This window comes from Varunaivibrio sulfuroxidans (genome assembly GCF_029318635.1).
In the GTDB taxonomy this organism is placed as follows: domain Bacteria; phylum Pseudomonadota; class Alphaproteobacteria; order Rhodospirillales; family Magnetovibrionaceae; genus Varunaivibrio; species Varunaivibrio sulfuroxidans.
Genome location: NZ_CP119676.1, coordinates 662,851 through 684,785, shown reverse-complemented (window position 1 = coordinate 684,785; position 21,935 = coordinate 662,851). Strand labels below are relative to the sequence as shown.

The following is a 21,935-nucleotide window of genomic DNA, read 5'->3' as shown; positions in this document are numbered from 1 at the left end:
TTATCTTATGTCCGAATCATGCGAGGAAGCGGACATATATGTATGGTATGTGTATTTCTTGTTAAGGTTGTTTTTTCTCGTTGTCCTGTTAAGTTTGGGACAATGGAACGCATAAAAAATGCGGCGGCGTGACGCGGTGGCTATAAGCCGTTAACCGCATCGTCTATTCGACCCAGGGTTTCTTCGCGTCCGAGGACCCGCATGACCTCGAAAATTCCCGGTGAAACGTTGGACCCGCTTAATGCGGCGCGTAGGGGTTGGGCGATCTTTCCCAGTTTGAGTTCTTCGGCCTCGGCGAAACCTTTGACGGCTTGTTCCAGGTCCTCTTCGCGCCACTGGGGCAAGACCTTCAAGATTTCGAGGAGCTTCCCAAGGGCGGCGCGCGATTGAGGCTCTAGGAGTTTAAGCGCCTTCTCGTTTTTCTCGATAGGCCTGTCGAAGGCGTAAAATAGCGCGCTTTCGGCAAGTTCGACGATGGTTTTGGCGCGTTCCTTAAGGCCGGGCATACCGCTTAAGATACGCTCCTGGGCTTTGGGTCCGGCCGGTTTGGCGCTTTGCGCCGCGATCGTGCGCAAGGCAAGGTCGGACAATCTTTGATCGTCGGCGGTGCGGATGTAGTGGGCGTTGAGACTGGTCAACTTGGCCATGTCGAAACGGGTGGCGGCGCGACCGACGTCTTTCAGGTCAAACCATTCGATGGCCTGCCGGCGTGAGATGATTTCATCATCGCCATGGCCCCAACCCAGGCGGAGGAGATAGTTGCACAGCGCCTCGGGAAGGAATCCCATGTCGCGGTACGCTTCGACGCCAAGGGCGCCGTGACGCTTGGACAGTTTCGCCCCGTCGGCGCCGTGGAGCAGCGGCATATGGGCGAAAATCGGGCGATCCCAGCCCATCGCCGTGTAAATTTGCAACTGGCGGAAGGTGTTGGTCAGGTGATCGTCGCCGCGCACGACATGGGTCACCTCCATGTCGTGATCGTCAACGACGACCGCCAACATGTAGGTCGGCGTGCCGTCGGCGCGCAGCAAAACCATGTCGTCAAGCTGGGCGTTATCGACCGTAACGTCGCCCTGAATCAGGTCTCTGATAACGGTTTGTCCGTCCTGGGCGGCTTTCAGGCGGACCACGGGATCGACGCCGCCCGGCGCATCCTTCGGGTCCCGGTCGCGCCAGCGCCCGTCATAGCGCATCGGGCGGCCCTCGGCCTTTGCCTGTTCGCGCATCGAGGTCAATTCATCGGGGGTGGCGTAGCATTTATAGGCCATCCCCGCGCCGAGCAATTGCTCGGCGACCTCGCGGTGGCGCGCGGCGCGGGCATACTGGGAAATGGCGTCGCCGTCCCAATCCAAACCGAGCCATTTCATGCCGTCGATGATGGCGTCAACGGCCTCCTGAGTAGAGCGTTTGCGATCGGTGTCTTCGATTCGTAGCAAGAATTTACCACCGCAATGGCGCGCGTACAGCCAGTTGAACAAGGCCGTGCGCGCGCCCCCAATGTGGAGGAATCCGGTCGGCGAGGGGGCGAATCGTGTGACGACGGTCATGGATATGCTTCTTCTGTTTTTATGAAGGGGCGCAGCGCCGTTGGAGGGTGGGCGCAAGTGCGCTAAACTCAAGTGCAGTAGGGGTTTACCATATTCTTTTCGCTTGTGCAGCATTTGCGTGGGCGATTGCGCCATATTTTCTTGCGTCGAGGGGGGGATGTTTTTGTTTTTATGAGATTTTTTAGGATGTTAGGCGGATATTTTGAAAACAACCTATCCGCCGAAAGCGATCGTTGGATACTGTGGTTTCCCGTCGCCATGGGGGTGGGGATCGCCGGTTATTTTTCCTTGCCCGGCGAGCCTCCGTTTTGGGTCGGACCGGTTGCGCTGATTGTCTGTGCGGTGCTCGCTTTTCGTCTGCGCGACCGCGTGCTTCCCTTTGTCGCCGTTGTGTTTTTACTCGGCGCGGCGCTTGGTTTCAGTGCCGCCCAGGTGCGTACGAAGGCGGTTTCCTCGCCGGTTCTAGATCGCGCGTATGGGCCGGTTATCGTCTCGGGGCGGGTGCTGTCCGTCGAACTTTTGGGCAAGGTTCATAGGGTTGTCCTCGATCGGGTGCAAATCCCCGCTCTCGCGCCCCGCGATACGCCCGAGCGCGTGCGCATTCGCCTCAATGCACGAGGGCGTTCGGCGCAATCCGATGCGGGAGGAAAGAATAACCTCGTTATCGCGCCCGGTGTATGGATCGATGTCTTGGCGGTGTTGCGCCCGCCTTCCCCGCCGGTGGCCCCCGGCGCGTTCGATTTTCAGCGTCGGGCGTATTTTCAACGCCTGGGCGCGGTGGGGTACGGCTTGGGTCCGGCGCGCCTTTATCCGCCCCGTGACGAGACCTTTTCGTTTGCTTTTTTTGCCGCAGTTGAGCGCTTGCGTCAGAGGATTTCACAAACGGTTATCGCCCATATGGGCACCGACAGTGGCGCCATGGGGGCTGCCCTGATGACCGGAGAGCGGGGGAGCATCGCGCCCGAGGTGTTGACGGCGATGCGCGACTCGGGGCTGGCGCATCTTCTCGCCATATCTGGGCTGCATGTGGGTTTGGTCGCAGGACTTCTGTTTTCCGCAATTCGCTTGATCTTGGTGATGATTCCTGCGCTGTCGTTGCATCATGACGTCAAAAAATGGGCCGCTTTTCCGGCGCTTGGCGGGGCTTTTTTCTATGCGCTCCTGTCGGGCGGGGCGGTGCCGACCCAACGGGCGTTGGTGATGGTCACTCTGGTGTTTTGTGCGATCGTCTTCGACCGTCGGGCGCTTTCCCTACGCACCATTGCTTGGGCCGGTTTTATCATTTTGTTGATCGAACCGGAAAGTCTCTTGGGGGCCAGTTTTCAAATGTCCTTTGCGGCGGTGGTCGGGCTGATTTCTTTTTATGAGGCCGCGAATGAACGTTTGCGCCATCATCCGTCGCCGGCATGGGGATTTTTGGGGCGTGTCGGAGGTTTTTTTCTCGTGGTGGCGATGACGACCGTCGTTGCGGGACTGCTCACGGCGCCGCTGGCTGTTTTTCACTTTAACCGAATTGCGGATTATGGGGTGGCGGCGAACGTGCTCGCCGTTCCGCTGACGGCTTTTTGGGTGATGCCGTGGGCGATCGCCGCGTTTGTTTTAATGCCCTTCGGCGCCGAGCAGGTGGCGTTGGCGCCGATGGGGTGGGGGATCGACGCTATTATCGCCGTCGCCCGCGAAGTGGCGTCGTGGCCGGGGGCCGTGCATCTGATGGCGGCGCTGCCAATGGTGTCGTTGGCGGCCTTGACGCTGGGGGGATTGTGGTTGGCGTTATGGCGCACGCGTTGGCGCTGGTTGGCCGCCGGGCCGATCGGCGCCGCGCTCGTGCTGGCCATGACGGCGCGCCCGCCGGACGTATTAATCGACGGCTCGGCGCATTTGTTGGGTATTCGCGACACCAATGGCAGGTTTTATTTTTCGAATCTCAGGGCGCGCCGATTCGTGCGCCAATCTTGGTTGCGTCGAGCGGCCATGACAAAGATGGATGTGCGCCGCTGGGATGACGCCAAAAGTCGTGCGGAGGATCGCGCCGTCAAGCCACCGCCGATTTCCTGCGACGCCTTGGGGTGTTTGTACACCCATAGCGGTTGGCGGCTTTCCGTGGCCACCGACCCGATGGCGCTGGACGAGGATTGCCGGAACGCTGATGTCGTGGTCAGCCTTGAGGGCACCCCGAAAGACTGCGCCGCAGCGCTGGTAATTGACCGCAGCGACCTGCGGCGCGCGGGAACCCACGCTCTATGGATCACGCCCCAGGGTGTGCGGGTCGAGACCGTCAACGGCGCTCGGGGCGATCGTCCTTGGGTTTTGCGCCGCGGCGACGTGGGCCGTTAACGTCCGGGGGCATCGGGCGCGGCCAACGTCGAGGTGAAGCGAAGAGGGCTGTTCGCTCGGCGGTCATCGGGGCGTGCGCGCCGTCAAGCGCATCAAACGCAAGGCGCGCCCGGGACTAAAAAAGGAGGGGCGAGAAAAGAGAGCCGAGAAAGAGATTGAAGCCATCTTCCAAAGCCCTCCATATTCCAGTCGGGAATTCAGACCCTAATGCCCTAATATTGGCGGATCAGGCCCACCAGTTTGCCTTGAACCTTGACCCGGTTCGGACCGAATATTCGAGTTTCGTAGCGTTTGTTCGCGGGTTCCAAGGCGATCGAGGCCCCTTTGCGGCGAAAGCGCTTTAACGTCACTTCCTGATCGTCAACCAGGGCGACTACGATGGCGCCGTTTTCGGCCTGATCGGCGCGCTGAATGATTATCGTATCACCGTCCTGAATGCCGGCGTCGATCATCGAGTCGCCATCCACTTCGAGGGCGTAATGTTCCCCGGAACCGACCATGGATTGGGGAATGTGCACCGTATTTTCCGGATCGCGGATGGCTTCGATGGGAATGCCCGCCGCGATCCGCCCATACAGGGGCAATTCGATGGCGTCGCCGGTGCGCGCCTGAGGAGAGCGGGCGCCGGGAATTTGAAAATCTCCGCGGATCACGTTGGGCGAGAACGACGTGCCGCCCTTGGCGGTTCCCTGAGTGGGAAGGGGCGCGCGAGGTATGCGCGTGGCCGTGTCTTCAAGATTTTCGGGGAGTTTGAGGACCTCGAGCGCGCGCGCGCGATGAGGGAGACGGCGTACGAAACCGCGTTCCTCCAGGGCGCTGATCAGTCGGTGGATACCCGACTTCGACGCCAGTCCCAGGGCGTCCTTCATCTCGTCATAGGAAGGCGAAACCCCGGAGGTCTTAAGGCCTTTGTCTATCAGAAGCAAAAGATCGTATTGTTTGCGCGTCAGCATCTCAAAATTCCCATTGCCCTTCGCGGAAGCGTCCTACCCGAGTGCTCAAATTCCATTTCCGTGAAGGTTGGGTTTTTGTCGGCGCTGAGCAAAGCGGGCACAATCTAAAACAGGCACAATCTAAAACGGACAAGAACAAAACAAAAACATCTTTATATGTTCTATGTTGGTTCTCGCCGAATGTCAAGGGGATGCGCGCCGCCTTCTTTCCCCATGGAAGGTCTTGGGTCGTGGGCGGAATACGATGCGCCTCAGGCCTCGCGTATAACGATGATTTTGACACGATCGCCTTTTTGTGCGGACGGGGCGAAGGGGGAACGCACGATCAAGGCGTCGGCTTGGGCGAAACGCGCCAGCATGGCGCTGTCCTGCTTGGTGAAGGGATGGGCGACAAGAGCGCCCTGCGCATCGCGGGACAACGACGCCCGCAGGTAATCCTGGCGTTGATCGTTTTCGCCCAGGGGCGCGCCGAGGACGGCGTCGTTGGGGGTGGCGGCGTTTCGCGTGAGGGGCGTATCCATCCCCATCATGGTCTGCATGGCCGGTTTCAGGAACACGGCGGAGCTTACCCCGACGGAGACGGGATTGCCGGGAAGTCCGAGCACCGCCGTATGTCCAAGATGGCCAAAAATCAGAGGCTTTCCGGGGCGCATGGCGACTTTGTAAAAACCCATATCGATGCCTTCGTCACCCAAAACCTTGCGCACCAGATCGTAGTCGCCGACCGATGCGCCGCCGATGGTGATCAGGAGATCGGCCCCGCGTGCGGCGTCGAGCAGGGCATGCAGCGAGGTTTCGTCGTCGCGGGCGATTCCCAGATTAAGCGCGACGCCGCCCCATTGTTCGATGAACCCCTGGAGCAGAAGGGAATTGGAACTGATGATCTGATTGGCGCCCAGCGGGTCGCCCGGCATGACGACCTCGTTCCCGGTGGCGACGATGGCGATTCGGGGTTTGCGCACGACGGACAGCCACGGCGCGTTCATCGCTGCGGCAAGGCCCAACTCGCGTGGTCCCATGCGGGTTCCCGCCTTAAGGAGAATATCGCCCTCGTTGAAATCGAGGCCGCGTTTGCGCACGAATCGCCCTGGGGTCGAGACTTCCTTGATCACGACACTGTCGCCCTCGGTTTCTGTCACTTCCTGGATGACAATGGCGTCGGCGCCTTCGGGCAGGGGGGCGCCGGTGAAAATACGCACGGTCTCGCCTGCGCCGATCTTGCCGGCGAAATGTCCTCCCGCCGCGGCCTCGCCGATTCGTGTCAGCGTTACGGGAACATGCGCGACGTCCTGGGCGCGCACGGCGTAGCCATCCATCGACGAGACGTCGGCGAACGGTTGGGTCAGGCGGGCGGTAACATCTCGGGCGAGGACGCGGCCCAGGGCCTGAGGTAGCGTGACGTGTTCGCCCGCCAGGCGGGGCATGCCCGACAGAATCATTTCCATGGCCTCGGCGACGCTGATCATGGTTTTCATAAGCGGTTCCGTTTATCCGTTAATTGGCGTTGAATTCGCCGGACTTGCCTCCGGCTTTGTGGATAAGGCGGACGTCGCCGATACGCATCGCGCGGTCTACCGCCTTGCACATGTCGTAAACGGTCAGCGCGGCGATGGAAACGGCGGTGAGGGCCTCCATTTCGACTCCGGTGCGCCCCTTCAATTTGCAGGTGGCGGTGATCTCGATGGCGGTATTATCCGCATCGCAGACGAGTTCGACCTTGACCGACGTCAACGCCAGGGGGTGGCACAGCGGGATCAGGTCGGGGGTTTTTTTCGCCCCCATAACTCCGGCCAATTGGGCGACGCCAAGCACGTCGCCTTTTTTAATGCCGCCCGCCACGATCTTGGCCAGGGTTTCGGGCTGCATGAAAACCGTTCCCTTGGCGGTCGCCGTGCGTTCGGTGACGTCTTTTTGCGAGACGTCAACCATGACGGCGTTGCCTTCGGAATCGAAATGCGTGAATTCGGCCATTGTGATGTCCTTAAGCGCCGCCGTCTTGGGAGGCGTGTTTCGGGGCGACCCGCGCCGGGGCGAGGGGATTGTCCAAAAGTGCGCGGGTGGCGCTTTCGACATTGGCTTGGCGCATCAACGATTCGCCGACGAGAAAGCACCTAGCCCCAACGCGCGCGGCGCGAGCGAGGTCGTCCGGCGTGTGCAAACCGCTTTCGCTGACCAGCAACTTGTCGGAAGGCGTGCGCGCGGCCAGGGCCTCGGTCGTCGCGATATCGACATCCAACGTTTTAAGATTTCGATTGTTTATGCCTAAAAGCGGGGTTTTTAGGCGCAGGGCGCGTTCGAATTCCGCCGCGTCGTGAACTTCGACCAGCACGTCCATATCCCAGTCGTGGGCGCACGCCTCCAACTCTGCGGCCTGATCGTCCGACAATGCCGCCATGATCAATAAAATGCAATCGGCCCCGAGGGCGCGGGCCTCGGCCACCTGATAGGTGTCGAGCATGAAATCTTTGCGCAACAGGGGCAGCGAGACGGCGCTATGGACGCTTGTCAGGTATTCATCCCGGCCTTGGAAATAGGGCGTGTCGGTAAGCACCGACAGGCATGCCGCCCCACCGTTTTGATAGGCGCGGGCGAGGGCGGGCGGGTCGAAATCGGCACGTATCAGGCCCTTCGACGGTGAGGCTTTTTTGATTTCCGCGATCAGACCGTACTCGCCCTGGGTCACCTTGGAATTGAGCGCGGCGATAAACCCTCGGGGTGGTGTTTGGGCGCGGGCGCGATCTTCAATGTCCCAAAGCGATATCGCCCGTTTACGGGCGGCGATATGGCCGCGTTTTTCGGCGCAAATGGCATCGAGAACGGTGCTCATCCGCCGACTTCTTCTTCCAGGGCGGCTTCCGTGGGGGCGTTGGTGACTGCAATCAGGTCGTCTAGGGTATCCATGGCGTGACCGTCGTCGATGGCGCGCGCGGCGCGTTCCGCCCCTGCCTTGAGGGTCTCGACTTTGCCCGCGACCAAAAGCGCGGCGGCGGCGTTGAGCAGGACGACGTCGCGTAGCGGGCCATGTGCGCCGCCCAGCATGGTGCGCATGGCCTCGGCGTTATGCTCCGGGTTGCCGCCTTTAAGGTCCTCGGAGGCGGCGTGGGGTAAGCCGGCGTCGTCGGGCGTGACGTCGAAAGTGGTGACCGCGCCATCCTTGAGTTGGGCGACGAAGCTGGCGCCCGTCGTGGTCAGTTCGTCCAAGCCGTCGGAACCGTGCACGATCCAGACCATTTCCGAGCCTAGATTGCCCAGGGTGCGCGCCATCGGTTCGATCCACTGGCGAGAAAAAGCCCCCGATAATTGACGCTTGACCCCGGCGGGATTGGATAGGGGGCCTAGAATGTTGAAAATGGACCGAATGCCCAGTTCGACCCGAGTCGGACCGACATGGCGCATCGCCCGATGATGACTGGTCGCCATCAGGAAACCCAGGTTTGTTTCCCAGATCGAGCGTGTGACCAATTCCAGATCGGCGTCGATTTTGACCCCCAACGTGGTGAGCACATCGGCGGTGCCGCATTTGGAAGATAACGCCCGATTTCCGTGCTTGGCCACCGGCACGCCGCACGCGGCGGTGACGATGGCCGCTCCGGTGGAAATATTATAGGTCCCCGAGGCGTCGCCCCCGGTGCCGACGATGTCGATGGCGCCGGGCGGCGCCTTGATCGGCAGCATCTTGGCGCGCATGATTTTCACCGCGCCGGTAATTTCGTCAACGGTTTCTCCGCGCACCCGAAGAGCCATCAAAAAAGCCCCCAGTTGCGCCGGGGTCGCGCCGCCGGACATGATAATCTCGAACGCCTTTTCGGCCTCGTCCTCGCTTAGGGCCGCGCCGGTGGCCACGATGGAAAGGATTGGCTTCAGTTCGGTTTTCGGGTCTGTCATGCCGCAGCCTTTGTGTGTCGGGTCAAATCCATAAAATTTTTCAAGAGGGTATGGCCATGTTGTGAGCGTATGCTTTCGGGATGAAACTGAACCCCGAATAGGGGGCGGGTCTTGTGTTGGATGCCTTGGATGACGCCGTCGTCACTTTGGGCGGTGATGGACAGGGTGTCGGGAAAATTTTCCCGCGCCAGGGTCAGCGAATGGTAACGCGTGGCGTTAAACGGGCTTTCGATGCCGGCGAAGATCCCTTGACCGGTGTGTGTGATGGCGCTGATTTTACCGTGCATCGGTTGCGGCGCGCGGACCACGATGGCGCCGGAATGCTGGCCGATGCACTGATGGCCCAGGCAAACGCCAAGAATCGCTAGGTCCGCGGGGGCCTTGGCGATCAAATCCAGACAGATGCCCGCCCGGTCGGGATCGCACGGACCCGGCGATATGACGACGCCTTGAGGGCGCAGGGCGAGGGCTTCTTCGGCGCTCAAGGCGTCGTTGCGTTTGACGACGACATTGGCTCCCAGCTCCCCTAGATAGTGAAGCAGGTTGTAGGTAAAGCTGTCGTAGTTATCGATAAGAAGAAACATATCAATCAAGTACATCTGTGCATTGAAATGCAAAACGAGGGAACGACGGGGCGAAACCGACCGTCGAAGGTCCACAGAATGCAGGGCGGTCGAGCAAGCGTCAAGGCGTCGGTGCGCTTCGTCGGGTAAAAAATATTAACGGCCCACGCGCATTTGTTTTGCCCATGCGCATTTGTTTTGAATGAAAGCTTGACCTTCCAGCGGCTGGAAAGAACATATATGTTTCCAGTTAACTGGAATGTTGGAGTCCGCGCCATGTCACATTCGCAAGCGACGACGGAAAAAACGCAAGCGACGACGGAAAAAATGAAAAAACAAAACCAAACGGAGAACGATCGGCGGGAAGGGGCGCTATACGTCAATCCGGTGGCCGAGGACCGCATCGTCATGCCGATACGGGGGATGACTTGCGCCTCATGTTCGGCCCGGATCGAAACCGTCCTAGGAAAAATGGATGGGGTCGGCGTCGCCAACGTTAATTTGGCGAGCGAGCAGGCGGACATTTCCTTCGACAGTGAAAAAGTCAGCCGCGCCGATCTGGCGGCGGCTATCGTGAAGGCGGGCTACAGCGTTCCCGCGCGCAAGGTTGAATTGTCGATCTCGGGGATGACGTGCGCGTCGTGCTCGAACCGAATAGAAAAGGTCTTGAACGCCCTCGAAGGTGTTGATAGCGCCGTCGTCAATCTATCGACGGAACGCGCCACCATGGAGGTTGCGCCAGGAGGGCCGAGGGTCGTCGATTTGATCGGCGCGGTGGTTAAAGCCGGGTATGGCGCCAAGGTTGTCGAGGACAACGAGGCCCGCTTCGCCGAGGAAGACGCCGAGGCGGCGGCGCGGGCTCGGCGCGATCTTTATGTCTTGAGCGCTTCTGCGCTGCTCTCGCTTCCCTTGGTCGTTCCCATGTTCGGCCATTTGGCCGGCGTTGATTTCGCCTTGCCGCCGCTGGCGCAATTCTTGTTGGCCACAATCGTTCAATTCGGTGCGGGCGCACGTTTCTATCGCCCCGCCTGGGCGGCGGTTCGCGCCTTTACGGGAAATATGGATGTCCTGGTGGTGATGGGCACCATGGCGGCGTGGGGTCTCAGCGTTTGGTACGTTTTCACCAAGCCGGACGGGGGTGCGGGGCATCTATATTTTGAAGCCTCGGCGGCGGTCATTACCCTGATTTTGTTCGGTAAGTATCTTGAAGCCCGCGCTAAACGCGGAACCACGGGAGCGATTCGGGCTTTAATGCGCCTGCGTCCCGACACCGCGCGCCTCATTGGCGCCGACGGCGTTGAGGTTGAAGTTCCCGCTTCGCAGGTGACGTCGGGCGATATCGTCGTGATCCGTCCGGGCGAACGGGTCGCCGTCGATGGTGTCATTATCCAAGGCATGTCGAGTTTCGACGAATCCCTGCTCACCGGCGAAAGCGTTCCCGTTTCTCGTAATGTCGGCGAAACCGTCACTGGAGGGGCGATTAATGGCGATGGTTTGGTCAAGGTCCGCGCCACGACGGTGGGCGCCGATTCCAGCTTGTCTAAGATCATCAAGCTGATCCAAAACGCCCAAGCCAGCAAAGCGCCGGTGCAGCATCTGGTCGATCGCATCTCCGCGATTTTTGTTCCGGCGGTAATCGTGATCGCGATGGGGACCTTCGCGGGTTGGACCTATGGCGGCATCGGGATTGAAGGCGCGATTATCAACGCCGTCGCCGTTCTGGTCATTGCTTGCCCGTGCGCCTTGGGCCTCGCCACGCCGACGGCGATTATGGTGGGCACCGGAACCGCGGCGCGTCACGGTATCTTGATCAAGGATGCCGAATCTCTGGAAATTGCTCATCACGTGGATACGGTCGTGTTCGATAAAACGGGCACCTTGACCATGGGGCGTCCCACCATAAGCGACGTCGTCTCGGTCGATGGCGATGCCGAGAACGTTCTGCGCATCGCGGCTTCCGCCCAGCAAGGTAGCGAACACCCTTTAGCTAAGGCGATCCTGGCGCGGGCCAAGGATGACAACCTTACGTTAAGCGCGCCCGAAGATTTCAAGGCGTTGGGTGGGCGAGGACTTCAGGCGCGTGTCGATGGGCGGGCGCTGATTATCGGCAATCGTCGCCTAATGAAGGACAATGCGCTCGATCCCGGCGCCCAAGAAGCGCAGGCGGCGGCCCTTGAAAATAAGGGAAACACGGTGATGTGGGTGGCCGAGTTAGGCGATAACCCACGTATTTTGGGGATAATCGCCGCGGGCGACGCGATCAAGGACGACGCGGCCCACGCCATAGACCGGTTAAAAAAACGTGGGGTGAAAAGCGTCATGTTGACCGGCGATAACGCCCGTGCGGCCAAGGTTGTCGGCGATGCCCTGGAGATCGACCGGGTGCTCGCCGAAGTCTTGCCCGAAGACAAGGCGCGGGAGATCGTCCGTCTGAAAGATGGCGGGGCCACGGTCGCCATGGTCGGCGACGGCGTCAATGACGCGCCGGCTTTGGCGGCGGCCGATGTCGGCATCGCCATGGGCGGTGGGACCGATGTCGCCATGCATGCGGCGGGCGTTACGCTGATGCGTTCGCGCCCCGCTCTGATCGCCGACGCCTTGGATATTTCCGGGGCGACGTACAAGAAGATTCGCCAGAATTTATTTTGGGCCTTCATATACAATGTGATCGCCCTCCCGTTGGCGGCCAGTGGGTTGCTTAACCCCGTGGTGGCGGGTGCGGCGATGGCGATGAGCAGCGTCTCTGTGGTTAGCAGTTCGTTGATGTTGAAACGCTGGAAGGCGAAATTGTAAGGCGAGGAGGCATGTTATGAACATCTCCAACGTAGCGCAAAAATCGGGCGTTCCCGCCAAAACGATCCGCTATTACGAAAGCATCGGACTTATTCCCGAGGCGGAGCGGGCCGAAAACGGCTATCGTGATTATGACCGCGCCGACGTGCAGCGGCTGCGTTTTATCCAGCGCGCGCGGCGGCTGGGGTTTTCGGTCAAGGATGTCGGCAATTTGCTTGAATTGTGGAACGACCGCCGGCGCGCCAGCGCCGACGTCAAGGCGCTGGCTCTCAAGCATATTCAGGAGGTCGAAACCCGGATCGAGGAACTAAAGTCGATCCGCGAGACTTTGCGTCACCTGACCGAAAGTTGCCACGGTGACGACCGTCCCAATTGTCCGATCTTGGACGGGTTGGCCGGGAAAGGTCGGGAAAAATGAGTTCATGAAACAAGAAAGTCGCCGGCGCGATCGCCATTGACGCGGGCGGCGCGGTGGGTTAGCTCTTCGTCATGAACAAACCTCGAAAGCGTGACGTCAACCGCTCGCCCGGGCGGGCCAGGGTCCCCTTGGGAAGGGTGATGAACGCCTTTAAAAACCGCACCTCCGTGGTGGTGGTCGCCGCCGTCGTGCTCGTCGGGGCCGTGGCGATGGGCTATTATTGGGGTGAACACGCCGCCCCCCTTCAAATGGCGGGACCTTCCAAGGTGGACAAGATACCCGCGCCGCCGTCGGCATGGTTTACGAAAAACGCCGTGCCTCCGAAAATGGTGGTTCGTCCCGACACACCGATTTTCCCCGATGAGGCAGGACCGACAGGCGCGCGGGGGAGTAGCCGTCCTTACGAGGAACCGCTGCCCCAAGAAACCTATATGCCCAGCCACGACATTCCCGCAATTCCCACGCCGGGAATCGCAAATGCGCCGCCCACCGGTTCGCCCCTCGGCGCGCCGGGGGGCGCCATGCCCCCGGCGGCGCCCGTCAAAGCCCCATGGCGGCGTTACGCCATGGCGCGCGGCGCGCCCAGCGGACGCCCTTTGGTCGCCATCGTCATCGACGACATGGGGGTGGACCATAAACGGTCGTTGAAAATGGTCGCCATGCCGGCCCCACTGACCCTGTCGTATTTGACATACGCCCCCAATATCAAGAAACAAACGGCGGCGGCCCGGGCGGCCGGGCATGAGTTGATGCTGCATGTCTCCATGGAACCCGGCAGTCATGCCGTCGATCCCGGCCCAAATGTCCTGCTGACGGGAGAGAGCGACACGGAAATCCGCAGCCGCCTGGATTGGGGGCTGAACCGTTTTTCCACCTATATCGGTATTAACAATCACATGGGCAGCAAATTTACCGCCGATGCGACGGGCATGCGCGTCGTCATGGAGGAATTGAAAAAACGCGGCTTGATTTTTCTCGATTCCCGCACCACAAATAAGACCGTCGGCGCGCAAATCGCCCACGAGCTGGGCGTTACGGTGGTCGAACGCAACATTTTCCTCGACAACGTCAACGCGAAAGACGCCATCTTGAAGCAGCTGGCGGCGTTGGTGCGCGTGGCTCGTCATAAAGGGGCGGCCATAGCCATCGGCCACCCCCGGGACGGGACGATTGCGGCGCTGAAGGCTTGGTTGCCCACGGCGGTCGATTTGGGGGTCGATGTCGTTCCCCTAAGCGCGGTGATCGAAAAAATGTACGCCCTCAAGCCGTTGCCCGATGTGGCGCGGGTATCGCGTCGTTAAAAACCCGGGCCTTATCGGCACTGCGATGAGATTATCATTGACCTTCCCAGGACTGGAAGGTTTAACCTACTCGTCCAGTTTGACATTTCCTCTTCGAACGGAGAATACCTATGAGCACGACCTATAAAGTTTTAGGCATGACCTGCGGCGGATGCGCCAAATCGGTGACCAACGCAATTCAAAATGTCGCTCCGGACGTCACGGTGGAGGTTGATTTAGACGCCAAAACCGTCACCGTCACGGGCGCGGCCCCCGAGAACGCGATTAAACAAGCGGTCGCCGACGCCGGGTTCGAATACGCGGGCGCGGCGTAACGCCCTCCTGAGCGCGTCGTGCTCAGTTGCGTTTCGAGGCGAACCTGATGGCTTCTTCGGCGGCGCGCAGCAGGGCGCGTGCCTTGTTACGGCTTTCCTGATACTCGCCTTCCGGGCTGGAATCGGCGACGACGCCGCCGCCGGCCTGGATGTATAGGGTTTCGTTTTTATGGACCGCAGTCCTTAGGGCGATGCAAGTGTCCATGTCGCCGTTGGCTCCGAAATAGCCGATACACCCGGCGTAAATCCCACGTTTTTCCGGCTCCAATTCGTCGATAATCTGCATTGCGCGGACCTTGGGCGCGCCCGAGACGGTGCCTGCGGGAAAGCCCGCGAACAGGGCGTCCAGGGCGTCGAAGCGCTCGTCCAGGGACCCTTCGACGTTGGATACGATATGCATGACGTGGGAATAGCGCTCGACGATCATTTCCTCGGTGACGGTGACGGAGCCGATTTGGGCGACGCGCCCGACATCGTTGCGTCCGAGATCCAGCAGCATGAGGTGTTCGGAAAGTTCCTTAGGGTCGGCGAGAAGTTCGCGCTCCAAACGGGCGTCCTCTTCGTGGGTCTGCCCGCGTGGGCGGGTGCCCGCGATGGGACGAACGGTGACTTTACCTTCACGAACCCGGACTAAAATTTCCGGGCTGGATCCGATTACCGAAAAATCGCCGAAATCGAGGAAAAACAAAAATGGCGAGGGGTTGATCCTGCGTAACGCCCGGTAAAAAGCGAACGGGGGTAATTTGAAGGGCAGCCGGAAACGTTGCGAAAGAACAACCTGAAAAATATCGCCCGCGAGGATGTATTCCTTCGCCCGTTCGACCATGTCGTGGAAAAAAGAGCGCGTCATGTTGGACTGCGGCTCTTCGGCGTCGAAGGTGCTGTCCGGCTCACCCGGGGGTTGCTGGGGCGGCAGGCTACGCTCGAAATCGCCGACCGCGCGGGCGAGACGGTCTTGGGCTTCGTCATAGGCGGTTTGGGCGTCAACACCGTCCCGGGGGCGCACCGGGGTGACGATACTCAGGATATCGGATACCGAATCGAACACTGCGACGACCGTGGGGCGGACGAACAATCCATCGGGAACGCCGATGACGTCGGGGTTGCCGTCGGGCAGGTTTTCCCTAAGTCGTACGGTGTCGTAGGACATATAGCCGACCAATCCGGCGGACATCGGCGGCAAGTCATCGGGCAGATCGATCCGCGAGGCGGCCAAAAGGGCGCGCAGCGATTGTATGGCGCCTTGCGTCTCGGCGATCGGACAAGGGTTGAAGGCGTCGGGATCGCGTAGCGGATCGGTATTGATCTCGGCGCGGTCGCCGAAGCACCGCCAAATGGTGTCGGGGCGCAGGCCGATGAACGAGTACCGTCCCCGGATCGCGCCGCCCTCGACCGATTCGAACAGAAAACTTCCCGGTTCGCCCCGTGACAGTTTCAGCATCGCCGAAACGGGGGTTTCCATGTCGGCGATTAAGGTGGTCCAGACAACTTGTGGCGACCCCTTGGCGTAGGTCTGCTCGAAAGGGCGGAATTCGGGGGTGACGTCCATGGTCCGATGCGCCGAATTAAAAGACGCGATCGAACGCGGCGCGATCGATCGTCGAGGGGTAACGCACATGCATCGCCGCGGCGATTTGCTCCAACAGATCGCCGGCCATGTTCGCGGCCAACTTCTTCTTGATTTCGGCGTCCATGACGCCGGCAAGGGCAGGATCGGCGGGTTCGACCGTGCGTACGCGCGCCACCAGGGAAACGCCGGGTGCGCTCGCCATGGCGAGGCCGCCTTGTTTGTCCTTGAAGACCTCGGCGAGAAGCTTTTTGGGTAAATTCAGGGTATCGCCATCACCGTCGCGGCGGATCGCGGGCGAGGTTACGACGCTTGCCCCGGCGGCTTTGGCCATCGACGGGAAATGGCTTTCGTTCGTGGCGTCGGATTGAACTTTTTTCAATAATGCCGCGGCTTTTTTCCGGGCGATTTCGGTTTGTTGCTCCGCCTTCCAGTCGGCGGCGACCCGATCTTTCACTTTGTCCAGGGGAATTAACGCGGGCGGGGTCACGGTTTGAACGTGGACGACGAAATAGCCGTCCTTGGTCTCAACCAAGGAGCTGTCCTGTCCTTGGTTGGTGGCGAAAACCGTTTTCAGGAATTTCGGGTCCTGGGGCAGGTTCGCCACAGGCTTGCCGCTGGCGTCCATCCCCCGGCGGTCGATGGACGAGATGGCGCGATAGGTGAGGGCGTTATCCTTGGCCGCTTCCTGCAGGGTGGCGCCACCGGCCAAGGCGTCGTCCAATTTGTTGGAAACCTTGAACATCAGGTCGAGCGCTTTTTCGTGCTTGACGTCGGCGATAACTTTATCCCTGACGGCGGACAAGGGGCGTTGAACACCGGGCTGGATCGCGGTGACGCGCAACAGGTGCCACCCCAGGGGGCTTTTCACCGGCTGGCTGACGGTATTTTTTTTCAATGAAAACGTCACGGTGGCGAGGCTTGGCAATATCTGAGAGCGCGTGAATGTGCCCAAGGTGATGGTTTTGGCGTCGGCCCCGGTCATGGCCTTGGCGACGGCGGCGAAATCCTTGCCGGAGACGATTTGAGCCCGGGCCTTTTGGGCTTCTTTTTCCGAGGGGAACAATATCTGCTGGATGGTGCGTTTTTCCGGCGAGATAAATTCGTCGGCGCGCGAATCGTAAGCCGCCTTGATCTGTTTTTCATTGACGGCGATATCGCCTGCCAAATCGTTGGCGCTAATGACGATCATACCCACGGCGCGGTATTCGGGCGACATGTATTTTGCGGCGTTTTTCTTGTGATAGGCGGCAAGCGTCGCGGCATCGGGAGCGGGAATATTCTTTTGCGCGCCATCCTCGAAGCGGGCGACGTCGAGCACCCGGCGTTCGTTGCGATATTTAAACAGCACCGAAATCAGGGGCGAGGGGGCTTCGACGCCCGAACGCAGGGCGTCGAGATAGATGGCCAAGGCGAGGCCGCTGCGCACACGCTCGACGTAGGCGCTTTCCGTCAATCCGTTTTGCTGCAGGACCTGTTCAAATTTGAAGCGGTCGAATTTTCCGACCTTGTTGAAAAACTCGGGATTTTGACGAATGGAACTGCGAATGACGTTATCGTCGATCTTCAGGCCCAAATCGGCGGCGGCGAGAGCCACCTGTTTACGCACGATCATGTTGTTGAGAACGTTGTCGGCGATGCCCATATCGCGCGCTTTTTGCAGCGAGAAATTTCCCCCGAACATGGGACGCAGGCGATCCACTTCGCGGTTCAGTTCGGCACCGAATTGCTGCACCGTAATCTTCGCGTCGCCGATCGTGGCCACCGTATCGCTGACGCCGCCCCCCTTGAACATGTCACCGACGCCCCATGCGGCGAAACTCAAGACCAGAAGGACGAGCAAGATCTTAACAACGATTCCGGTGGAATGTTTACGGATGGCTTCGAGCATGGGGTTCGCTTTCAAATCTCGTTCGGCCGCAAGGGGCCTTGGTCAACGGGGCTGCGCCGGCGGCGCGCCCGGAGGGCGGCGGTCGCCTTTGTCGTGACGTCTTATCGCCGGAACCGGCGCATCATAGAAGCGCTCGAGTTTGCTCGCAACAGCGAAAGCGTAATTGGTTTTTTCGTGCAAGGTTCCACCCCGTTCTCTTTTTTCGCCCACCCTTAGGGGTATGGAGCGGGTCTTTTTCCTATGCTAGAAGTCCACCTAATACTAGGGCGTGGCGTCGCGGCGCCGAATTAGTGGTGTGGGCGCAAGGCGAAAATATGACGGCGAACGATCCGAGATTCGCAAACAAGGGATCGACGCATTTCAACAGGTGAGGACCCAAGAACATGAATGCTGAACGGCGCATTTTGATAGCGGGAAACTGGAAGATGAACGGGCTCGGCGCCGATGGCGGCGAACTGGCGGGGGCCTTGGCGGCGCGCATGAAAGCCGCGCCACAACCGTTTGAGATGCTGGTCTGCCCGCCGTTCACGCTGTTGTCCCGGGTCGGCGAAACCCTGTCGGGCTCGGCAATCCTTCTTGGCGGGCAAGATTGTCACGCCCAGGTCAGTGGCGCGCACACCGGGGATATCAGCGCCGCGATGCTGAAGGACGCCGGTTGCGCGGCGGTGATCGTCGGCCACTCGGAGCGGCGTACCGATCACGGCGAAAGCGACGCCCAGGTCAAGGCCAAGGCCGAGGCCGCCCATGGGGCGGGACTGATGGCGGTGATCTGCATCGGCGAGACCGAACAGGAACGCGACCGCGGCCAGACCCTCGACGTCAACGCGCGCCAGGTCGCGGGCTCGCTGCCCGACGGCGCGACGGCGGCCAATACCGTGGTCGCCTACGAGCCGGTGTGGGCGATCGGCACCGGGCGCACGCCCAGCGCCGACGAGGTGCAGGAAGTTCACGCCTTTATTCGTGCCGAGATCGCCAAAAAGCTCGGCGCGGACATCGCCGGAGGCATGCGAATTCTTTACGGCGGCTCGATGAAGCCGGGCAATGCCCGGGAATTGCTGGGGCTTGCCGATGTCGATGGAGGGCTGATCGGGGGGGCCAGCTTGAAATCGGAAGATTTTTGGGCGATCGGCGAAAGTTGTCTCTAGCCTTATCGGTCCCGAGGGACTAAAAACACGCAACGGATTTTTTCGGCGCGAGGGCGAACGTGTGTTCGTCCTCCTCTTGTGCTGATTGGGCTTGTGCTGATTGTGGTGACAAAAATATGTTGACGGTTCTCCTGGTTATCCACCTGCTGATCTCTATTGCATTGGTGGGCATTGTTCTTTTGCAGAAAAGTGAGGGCGGCGGCCTCGGCATGGGCGGCGGCGGGGGCGGCGGCGGCGGCATGGGCGGCTTTATGACCAGTCGGGCGACCGCGAACCTGCTGACCCGGACGACCGCGATTTTGGCCGCGGCATTTATGATCAGCAGCTTGACGTTGGCGATTTTGGGTAACCAAGGAAAAGTCAGCCGGTCGATTCTCGATACGCCGGCGGGAACATCGGCCCCCGCCACGCCCACGGGAACCACCGACAAGGCGCCGGCGAAACCCGCGGGACCGACCGTTCCTCTCGCAAAATAAGTTTTTATAGCCAGGAGGTTGTTCGCTATCGACAGGGGCGTATCGCGCGCTGTCACGCCTCCGCACGTTTTGTTTCTATGTTTGATGGTGCGTATGACGAATTTCTTGATGTATAGTGTGGGTCCATGACGCGATTTATTTTCATCACCGGCGGCGTGGTTTCCTCACTGGGTAAGGGGCTGGCCTCCGCCGCCCTCGGCGCGGCTTTGCAGGCGCGGGGCTTTAAGGTCCGCCTGCGTAAGCTCGACCCCTATATTAACGTCGATCCGGGGACCATGAGCCCCTACCAACACGGTGAGGTCTATGTCACCGACGACGGCGCGGAAACCGACCTGGATCTGGGGCACTATGAACGGTTTACCTGCGTTTCTTCGCGCCAGAGCGACAACGTGACGACGGGGCGCATTTATTCCGACGTTATCGCCAAGGAACGGCGGGGCGATTATTTGGGGGCGACCATTCAGGTCATTCCTCACATCACCGATGCGATCAAGGAATTTGTCCTCGGCAATATTGAAGATGAGGACTTCGTTCTCTGCGAGATCGGCGGCACGGTCGGCGATATCGAGGGGACGCCTTTCCTGGAAGCCATTCGCCAACTCGGCAACGAACTGGGCCGTGAACAGGTGATGTATCTGCACCTGACGCTGTTGCCCTGGATCGCGACGGCGGGCGAACTGAAAACCAAGCCGACCCAGCACTCGGTCAAGGAGCTGCTGTCGGTCGGGATTCAGCCCGACATCTTGTTGTGCCGCGCCGAACGGGAAATTCCGCAATCCGAGCGGCGCAAGATCGCACTGTTTTGTAACGTGCGCCCCGACGCCGTAATCCCGGCGCTCGACGTGGACAGCATTTATCGGGTGCCGATCAGCTATCACGAGCAAGGCTTGGACGCGCAAGTCTGCCGTCATTTCGGATTGACCACGCCCGAGCCCGACTTTTCTCGTTGGCAGGACATCGTCGATCGCGCGACCCACCCTGAAGGGGAGGTGACGATCGCGGTGGTTGGGAAGTATACGGGTCTCCTCGACGCCTATAAGTCGTTATCCGAGGCGCTGACCCACGGCGGTATCGCCAACAATGTCAAGGTCAGGTTGAACTGGATTGACGCCGAGATTTTCGAACGCGAGGACGTCATCAAACATCTCGAAAGCGTCCACGGTATCTTGGTGCCGGGAGGCTTCGGCGAACGGGGGACGGAAGGCAAAATCGCCGCCGCGCGGTTCGCCCGTGAACGCCAAATTCCCTATTTCGGGATTTGCCTAGGCATGCAGATGGCGGTGATCGAGGCCGCGCGTCATCGTTCGGGGATCGCGGGGGCCGGTTCTAGTGAATTTGGAACACCGGGCGAGCCGGTGGTCGGCCTGATGACCGAGTGGGCCAAGGGCGAAGACATCGAAAAACGCGCCTCGGATGGAAATTTGGGCGGCACCATGCGCCTGGGGGCTTATCCTTGCGTGCTTACGCCTGGATCGAAGGTGCGCGAAATTTACGGGCAAGATCATATCAGTGAGCGTCACCGCCACCGCTATGAGGTCAATACGGCGTATAAGGAACGCCTGGAGGCGGCGGGAATGGTGTTTTCGGGGATGTCGCCGGACGGCGTTCTGCCCGAGATCGTCGAGCTTCCCGATCATTCTTGGTACATTGCGGTGCAATTCCATCCCGAATTGAAGTCCCGCCCGTTCGAGCCGCACCCCTTGTTCGTCTCTTTCATCGGTGCGGCCGTGCAACAATCGAGATTGGTGTAATTCCGGGAAACGGGGCTTTTTATGGCGGATAAGACGATGGATGGCGCGATGCGCCGCGTTCGGGCCGGCGGCGTGACTTTCGGCAATGACCTTCCGATCGCCGTGATCGCCGGGCCGTGCCAGATGGAAAGCCGCGCCCATGCCCTAGAGATCGCAGGCGCGCTCAAGGATATTTGCGAAAAATTGTCGATCGGATTGGTTTTCAAGACGTCGTTCGACAAGGCCAATAGGACCTCGCTGAAAGCACAGCGGGGCCTGGGCATGAGTAAAGCGCTCGATGTTTTCGCCGAAATCCGTGAAACCTTGGGTCTTCCCGTTCTTACCGATGTCCACGAGGTTTCCCAATGCGCCCCGGTGGCCGAGGTCGTCGATGTTTTGCAAATTCCCGCTTTTCTGTGTCGGCAAACCGACCTTCTGATCGCCGCGGCGCGCACCGGCGTGGTCGTCAATGTTAAAAAAGGGCAATTTTTGGCGCCCTGGGATATGAAAAATGTGGTCGCTAAGATCACCGAAAGCGGCAATACGTCGGTGTTGGTGACGGAGCGGGGCACCAGCTTCGGCTACAATACACTGGTCACCGATATGCGCGGATTGCCGACGATGGCGCGTGACACCGGCTATCCGATCATTTTCGACGCCACCCATTCCATACAGCAGCCGGGCGGGCAGGGCGCGTCGTCGGGCGGGCAGCGCGAATTCGCCCCGGTTCTGGCGCGCGCTGCTGTCGCCGTCGGCGTCGCCGGGGTCTTCATCGAAACCCATCAGGACCCGGATCGAGCCCCCAGCGACGGCCCCAATATGATCCCCTTGGCTGAGATGGCGGGGCTGATTGCAACCTTGCAGGCATTTGACGCGGTGGCTAAAGCGAATCCCGTCAAAATCTGAGCGTTTCAGGCACTTGATCGTACCGTCAAGGCGGTGTATCTCCTTAATCACTGTCTTTGACAGGCCCCGAACGACGGCCCAGCCATGTCGGGCCGAGCCGTTGGGGAATGCA

The 21,935-nt window shown here is 60.2% G+C and carries 18 protein-coding genes; 9 read left to right on the top strand and 9 right to left on the bottom strand.

Annotated elements, in window-relative coordinates; genetic code table 11:
* Window positions 1-140 precede the first annotated feature (140 nt).
* The gene (gltX, locus tag P3M64_RS03115; RefSeq protein WP_132938135.1) at window positions 141-1,547 is read right to left on the bottom strand and encodes a glutamate--tRNA ligase; all 1,407 of its coding nucleotides are present in this window, start codon (window positions 1,545-1,547) and stop codon (window positions 141-143) included.
* A gap of 171 nt (window positions 1,548-1,718) precedes the next feature.
* Here gltX and P3M64_RS03110 point away from each other — a divergent pair, with 171 nt between their 5' ends.
* The gene (locus P3M64_RS03110) at window positions 1,719-3,881 is read left to right on the top strand and encodes a ComEC/Rec2 family competence protein (protein ID WP_132938136.1); all 2,163 of its coding nucleotides are present in this window, start codon (window positions 1,719-1,721) and stop codon (window positions 3,879-3,881) included.
* A 212-nt stretch (window positions 3,882-4,093) separates the two neighbouring features.
* Here P3M64_RS03110 and lexA read toward each other — a convergent pair whose 3' ends face one another.
* From lexA to P3M64_RS03080, 6 genes are all read right to left on the bottom strand, one after another.
* Window positions 4,094-4,834 carry a transcriptional repressor LexA gene (gene lexA / locus P3M64_RS03105; protein WP_132938137.1) on the bottom strand — a complete coding sequence of 247 codons (741 nt, stop codon included), beginning with the start codon at window positions 4,832-4,834 and terminating at the stop codon, window positions 4,094-4,096.
* A 251-nt stretch (window positions 4,835-5,085) separates the two neighbouring features.
* On the bottom strand, window positions 5,086-6,309 hold the full coding sequence (locus P3M64_RS03100; RefSeq protein ID WP_322111133.1) for a molybdopterin molybdotransferase MoeA: 1,224 nt from the start codon (window positions 6,307-6,309) through the stop codon (window positions 5,086-5,088).
* 19 nt (window positions 6,310-6,328) lie between these two features.
* Window positions 6,329-6,805 carry a cyclic pyranopterin monophosphate synthase MoaC gene (gene moaC / locus P3M64_RS03095; protein ID WP_132938138.1) on the bottom strand — a complete coding sequence of 159 codons (477 nt, stop codon included), beginning with the start codon at window positions 6,803-6,805 and terminating at the stop codon, window positions 6,329-6,331.
* Window positions 6,806-6,815: 10 nt separating this feature from the next.
* Entirely contained in the window at window positions 6,816-7,661 is an 846-nt protein-coding gene (gene trpC, locus P3M64_RS03090; RefSeq protein ID WP_132938139.1) for an indole-3-glycerol phosphate synthase TrpC, read from the bottom strand.
* Window positions 7,658-8,719 (bottom strand): anthranilate phosphoribosyltransferase, encoded by a 1,062-nt coding sequence (gene trpD, locus P3M64_RS03085; protein WP_132938140.1) that lies wholly within the window; start codon window positions 8,717-8,719, stop codon window positions 7,658-7,660. Before trpD ends, trpC begins: the two co-directional genes overlap by 4 nt.
* Complete coding sequence (locus P3M64_RS03080; protein WP_132938141.1) at window positions 8,716-9,303, bottom strand: anthranilate synthase component II; 588 nt, start codon at window positions 9,301-9,303, stop codon at window positions 8,716-8,718. The genes trpD and P3M64_RS03080 overlap by 4 nt, the downstream gene beginning before the upstream one ends.
* Window positions 9,304-9,558: 255 nt before the next feature.
* Between P3M64_RS03080 and P3M64_RS03075 the strand changes: the two genes are divergently transcribed.
* The 4 genes from P3M64_RS03075 to P3M64_RS03060 all read left to right on the top strand — a co-directional run bounded on the left by P3M64_RS03075 (window position 9,559) and on the right by P3M64_RS03060 (window position 14,108).
* Window positions 9,559-12,075: a heavy metal translocating P-type ATPase gene (locus P3M64_RS03075; RefSeq protein WP_276157059.1), complete on the top strand. Its 2,517-nt coding sequence runs from the start codon at window positions 9,559-9,561 to the stop codon at window positions 12,073-12,075.
* A 16-nt stretch (window positions 12,076-12,091) separates the two neighbouring features.
* Window positions 12,092-12,493, top strand: coding sequence for a Cu(I)-responsive transcriptional regulator (gene cueR / locus P3M64_RS03070; protein WP_132938142.1), 402 nt, complete (start codon window positions 12,092-12,094; stop codon window positions 12,491-12,493).
* A 71-nt stretch (window positions 12,494-12,564) separates the two neighbouring features.
* Entirely contained in the window at window positions 12,565-13,794 is a 1,230-nt protein-coding gene (locus tag P3M64_RS03065; protein ID WP_132938143.1) for a divergent polysaccharide deacetylase family protein, read from the top strand.
* A gap of 110 nt (window positions 13,795-13,904) precedes the next feature.
* Window positions 13,905-14,108 (top strand): heavy-metal-associated domain-containing protein, encoded by a 204-nt coding sequence (locus P3M64_RS03060; RefSeq protein ID WP_132938144.1) that lies wholly within the window; start codon window positions 13,905-13,907, stop codon window positions 14,106-14,108.
* A 22-nt stretch (window positions 14,109-14,130) separates the two neighbouring features.
* Here the strand turns inward: P3M64_RS03060 and trpE are convergent, their stop codons facing one another.
* Both trpE and P3M64_RS03050 read right to left on the bottom strand, forming a co-directional pair.
* Complete coding sequence (gene trpE, locus P3M64_RS03055) at window positions 14,131-15,657, bottom strand: anthranilate synthase component I (protein ID WP_132938145.1); 1,527 nt, start codon at window positions 15,655-15,657, stop codon at window positions 14,131-14,133.
* A 16-nt stretch (window positions 15,658-15,673) separates the two neighbouring features.
* Entirely contained in the window at window positions 15,674-17,566 is a 1,893-nt protein-coding gene (locus P3M64_RS03050) for a SurA N-terminal domain-containing protein (protein ID WP_132938146.1), read from the bottom strand.
* A gap of 383 nt (window positions 17,567-17,949) precedes the next feature.
* On the opposite strand from P3M64_RS03050, the gene tpiA reads away from it, so the two are divergent.
* The 4 genes from tpiA (at window position 17,950) to kdsA (ending at window position 21,823) form a co-directional block, all read left to right on the top strand.
* The gene (gene tpiA / locus P3M64_RS03045) at window positions 17,950-18,711 is read left to right on the top strand and encodes a triose-phosphate isomerase (protein WP_132938147.1); all 762 of its coding nucleotides are present in this window, start codon (window positions 17,950-17,952) and stop codon (window positions 18,709-18,711) included.
* A gap of 116 nt (window positions 18,712-18,827) precedes the next feature.
* Complete coding sequence (secG, locus tag P3M64_RS03040) at window positions 18,828-19,187, top strand: preprotein translocase subunit SecG (RefSeq protein WP_132938148.1); 360 nt, start codon at window positions 18,828-18,830, stop codon at window positions 19,185-19,187.
* A 125-nt stretch (window positions 19,188-19,312) separates the two neighbouring features.
* Window positions 19,313-20,938, top strand: coding sequence for a CTP synthase (locus P3M64_RS03035; RefSeq protein WP_132938149.1), 1,626 nt, complete (start codon window positions 19,313-19,315; stop codon window positions 20,936-20,938).
* Window positions 20,939-20,959: 21 nt separating this feature from the next.
* Window positions 20,960-21,823, top strand: a complete 864-nt coding sequence (gene kdsA / locus P3M64_RS03030) for a 3-deoxy-8-phosphooctulonate synthase (RefSeq protein WP_243644708.1) — start codon at window positions 20,960-20,962, stop codon at window positions 21,821-21,823.
* The last annotated feature ends 112 nt before the right edge of the window (window positions 21,824-21,935 follow it).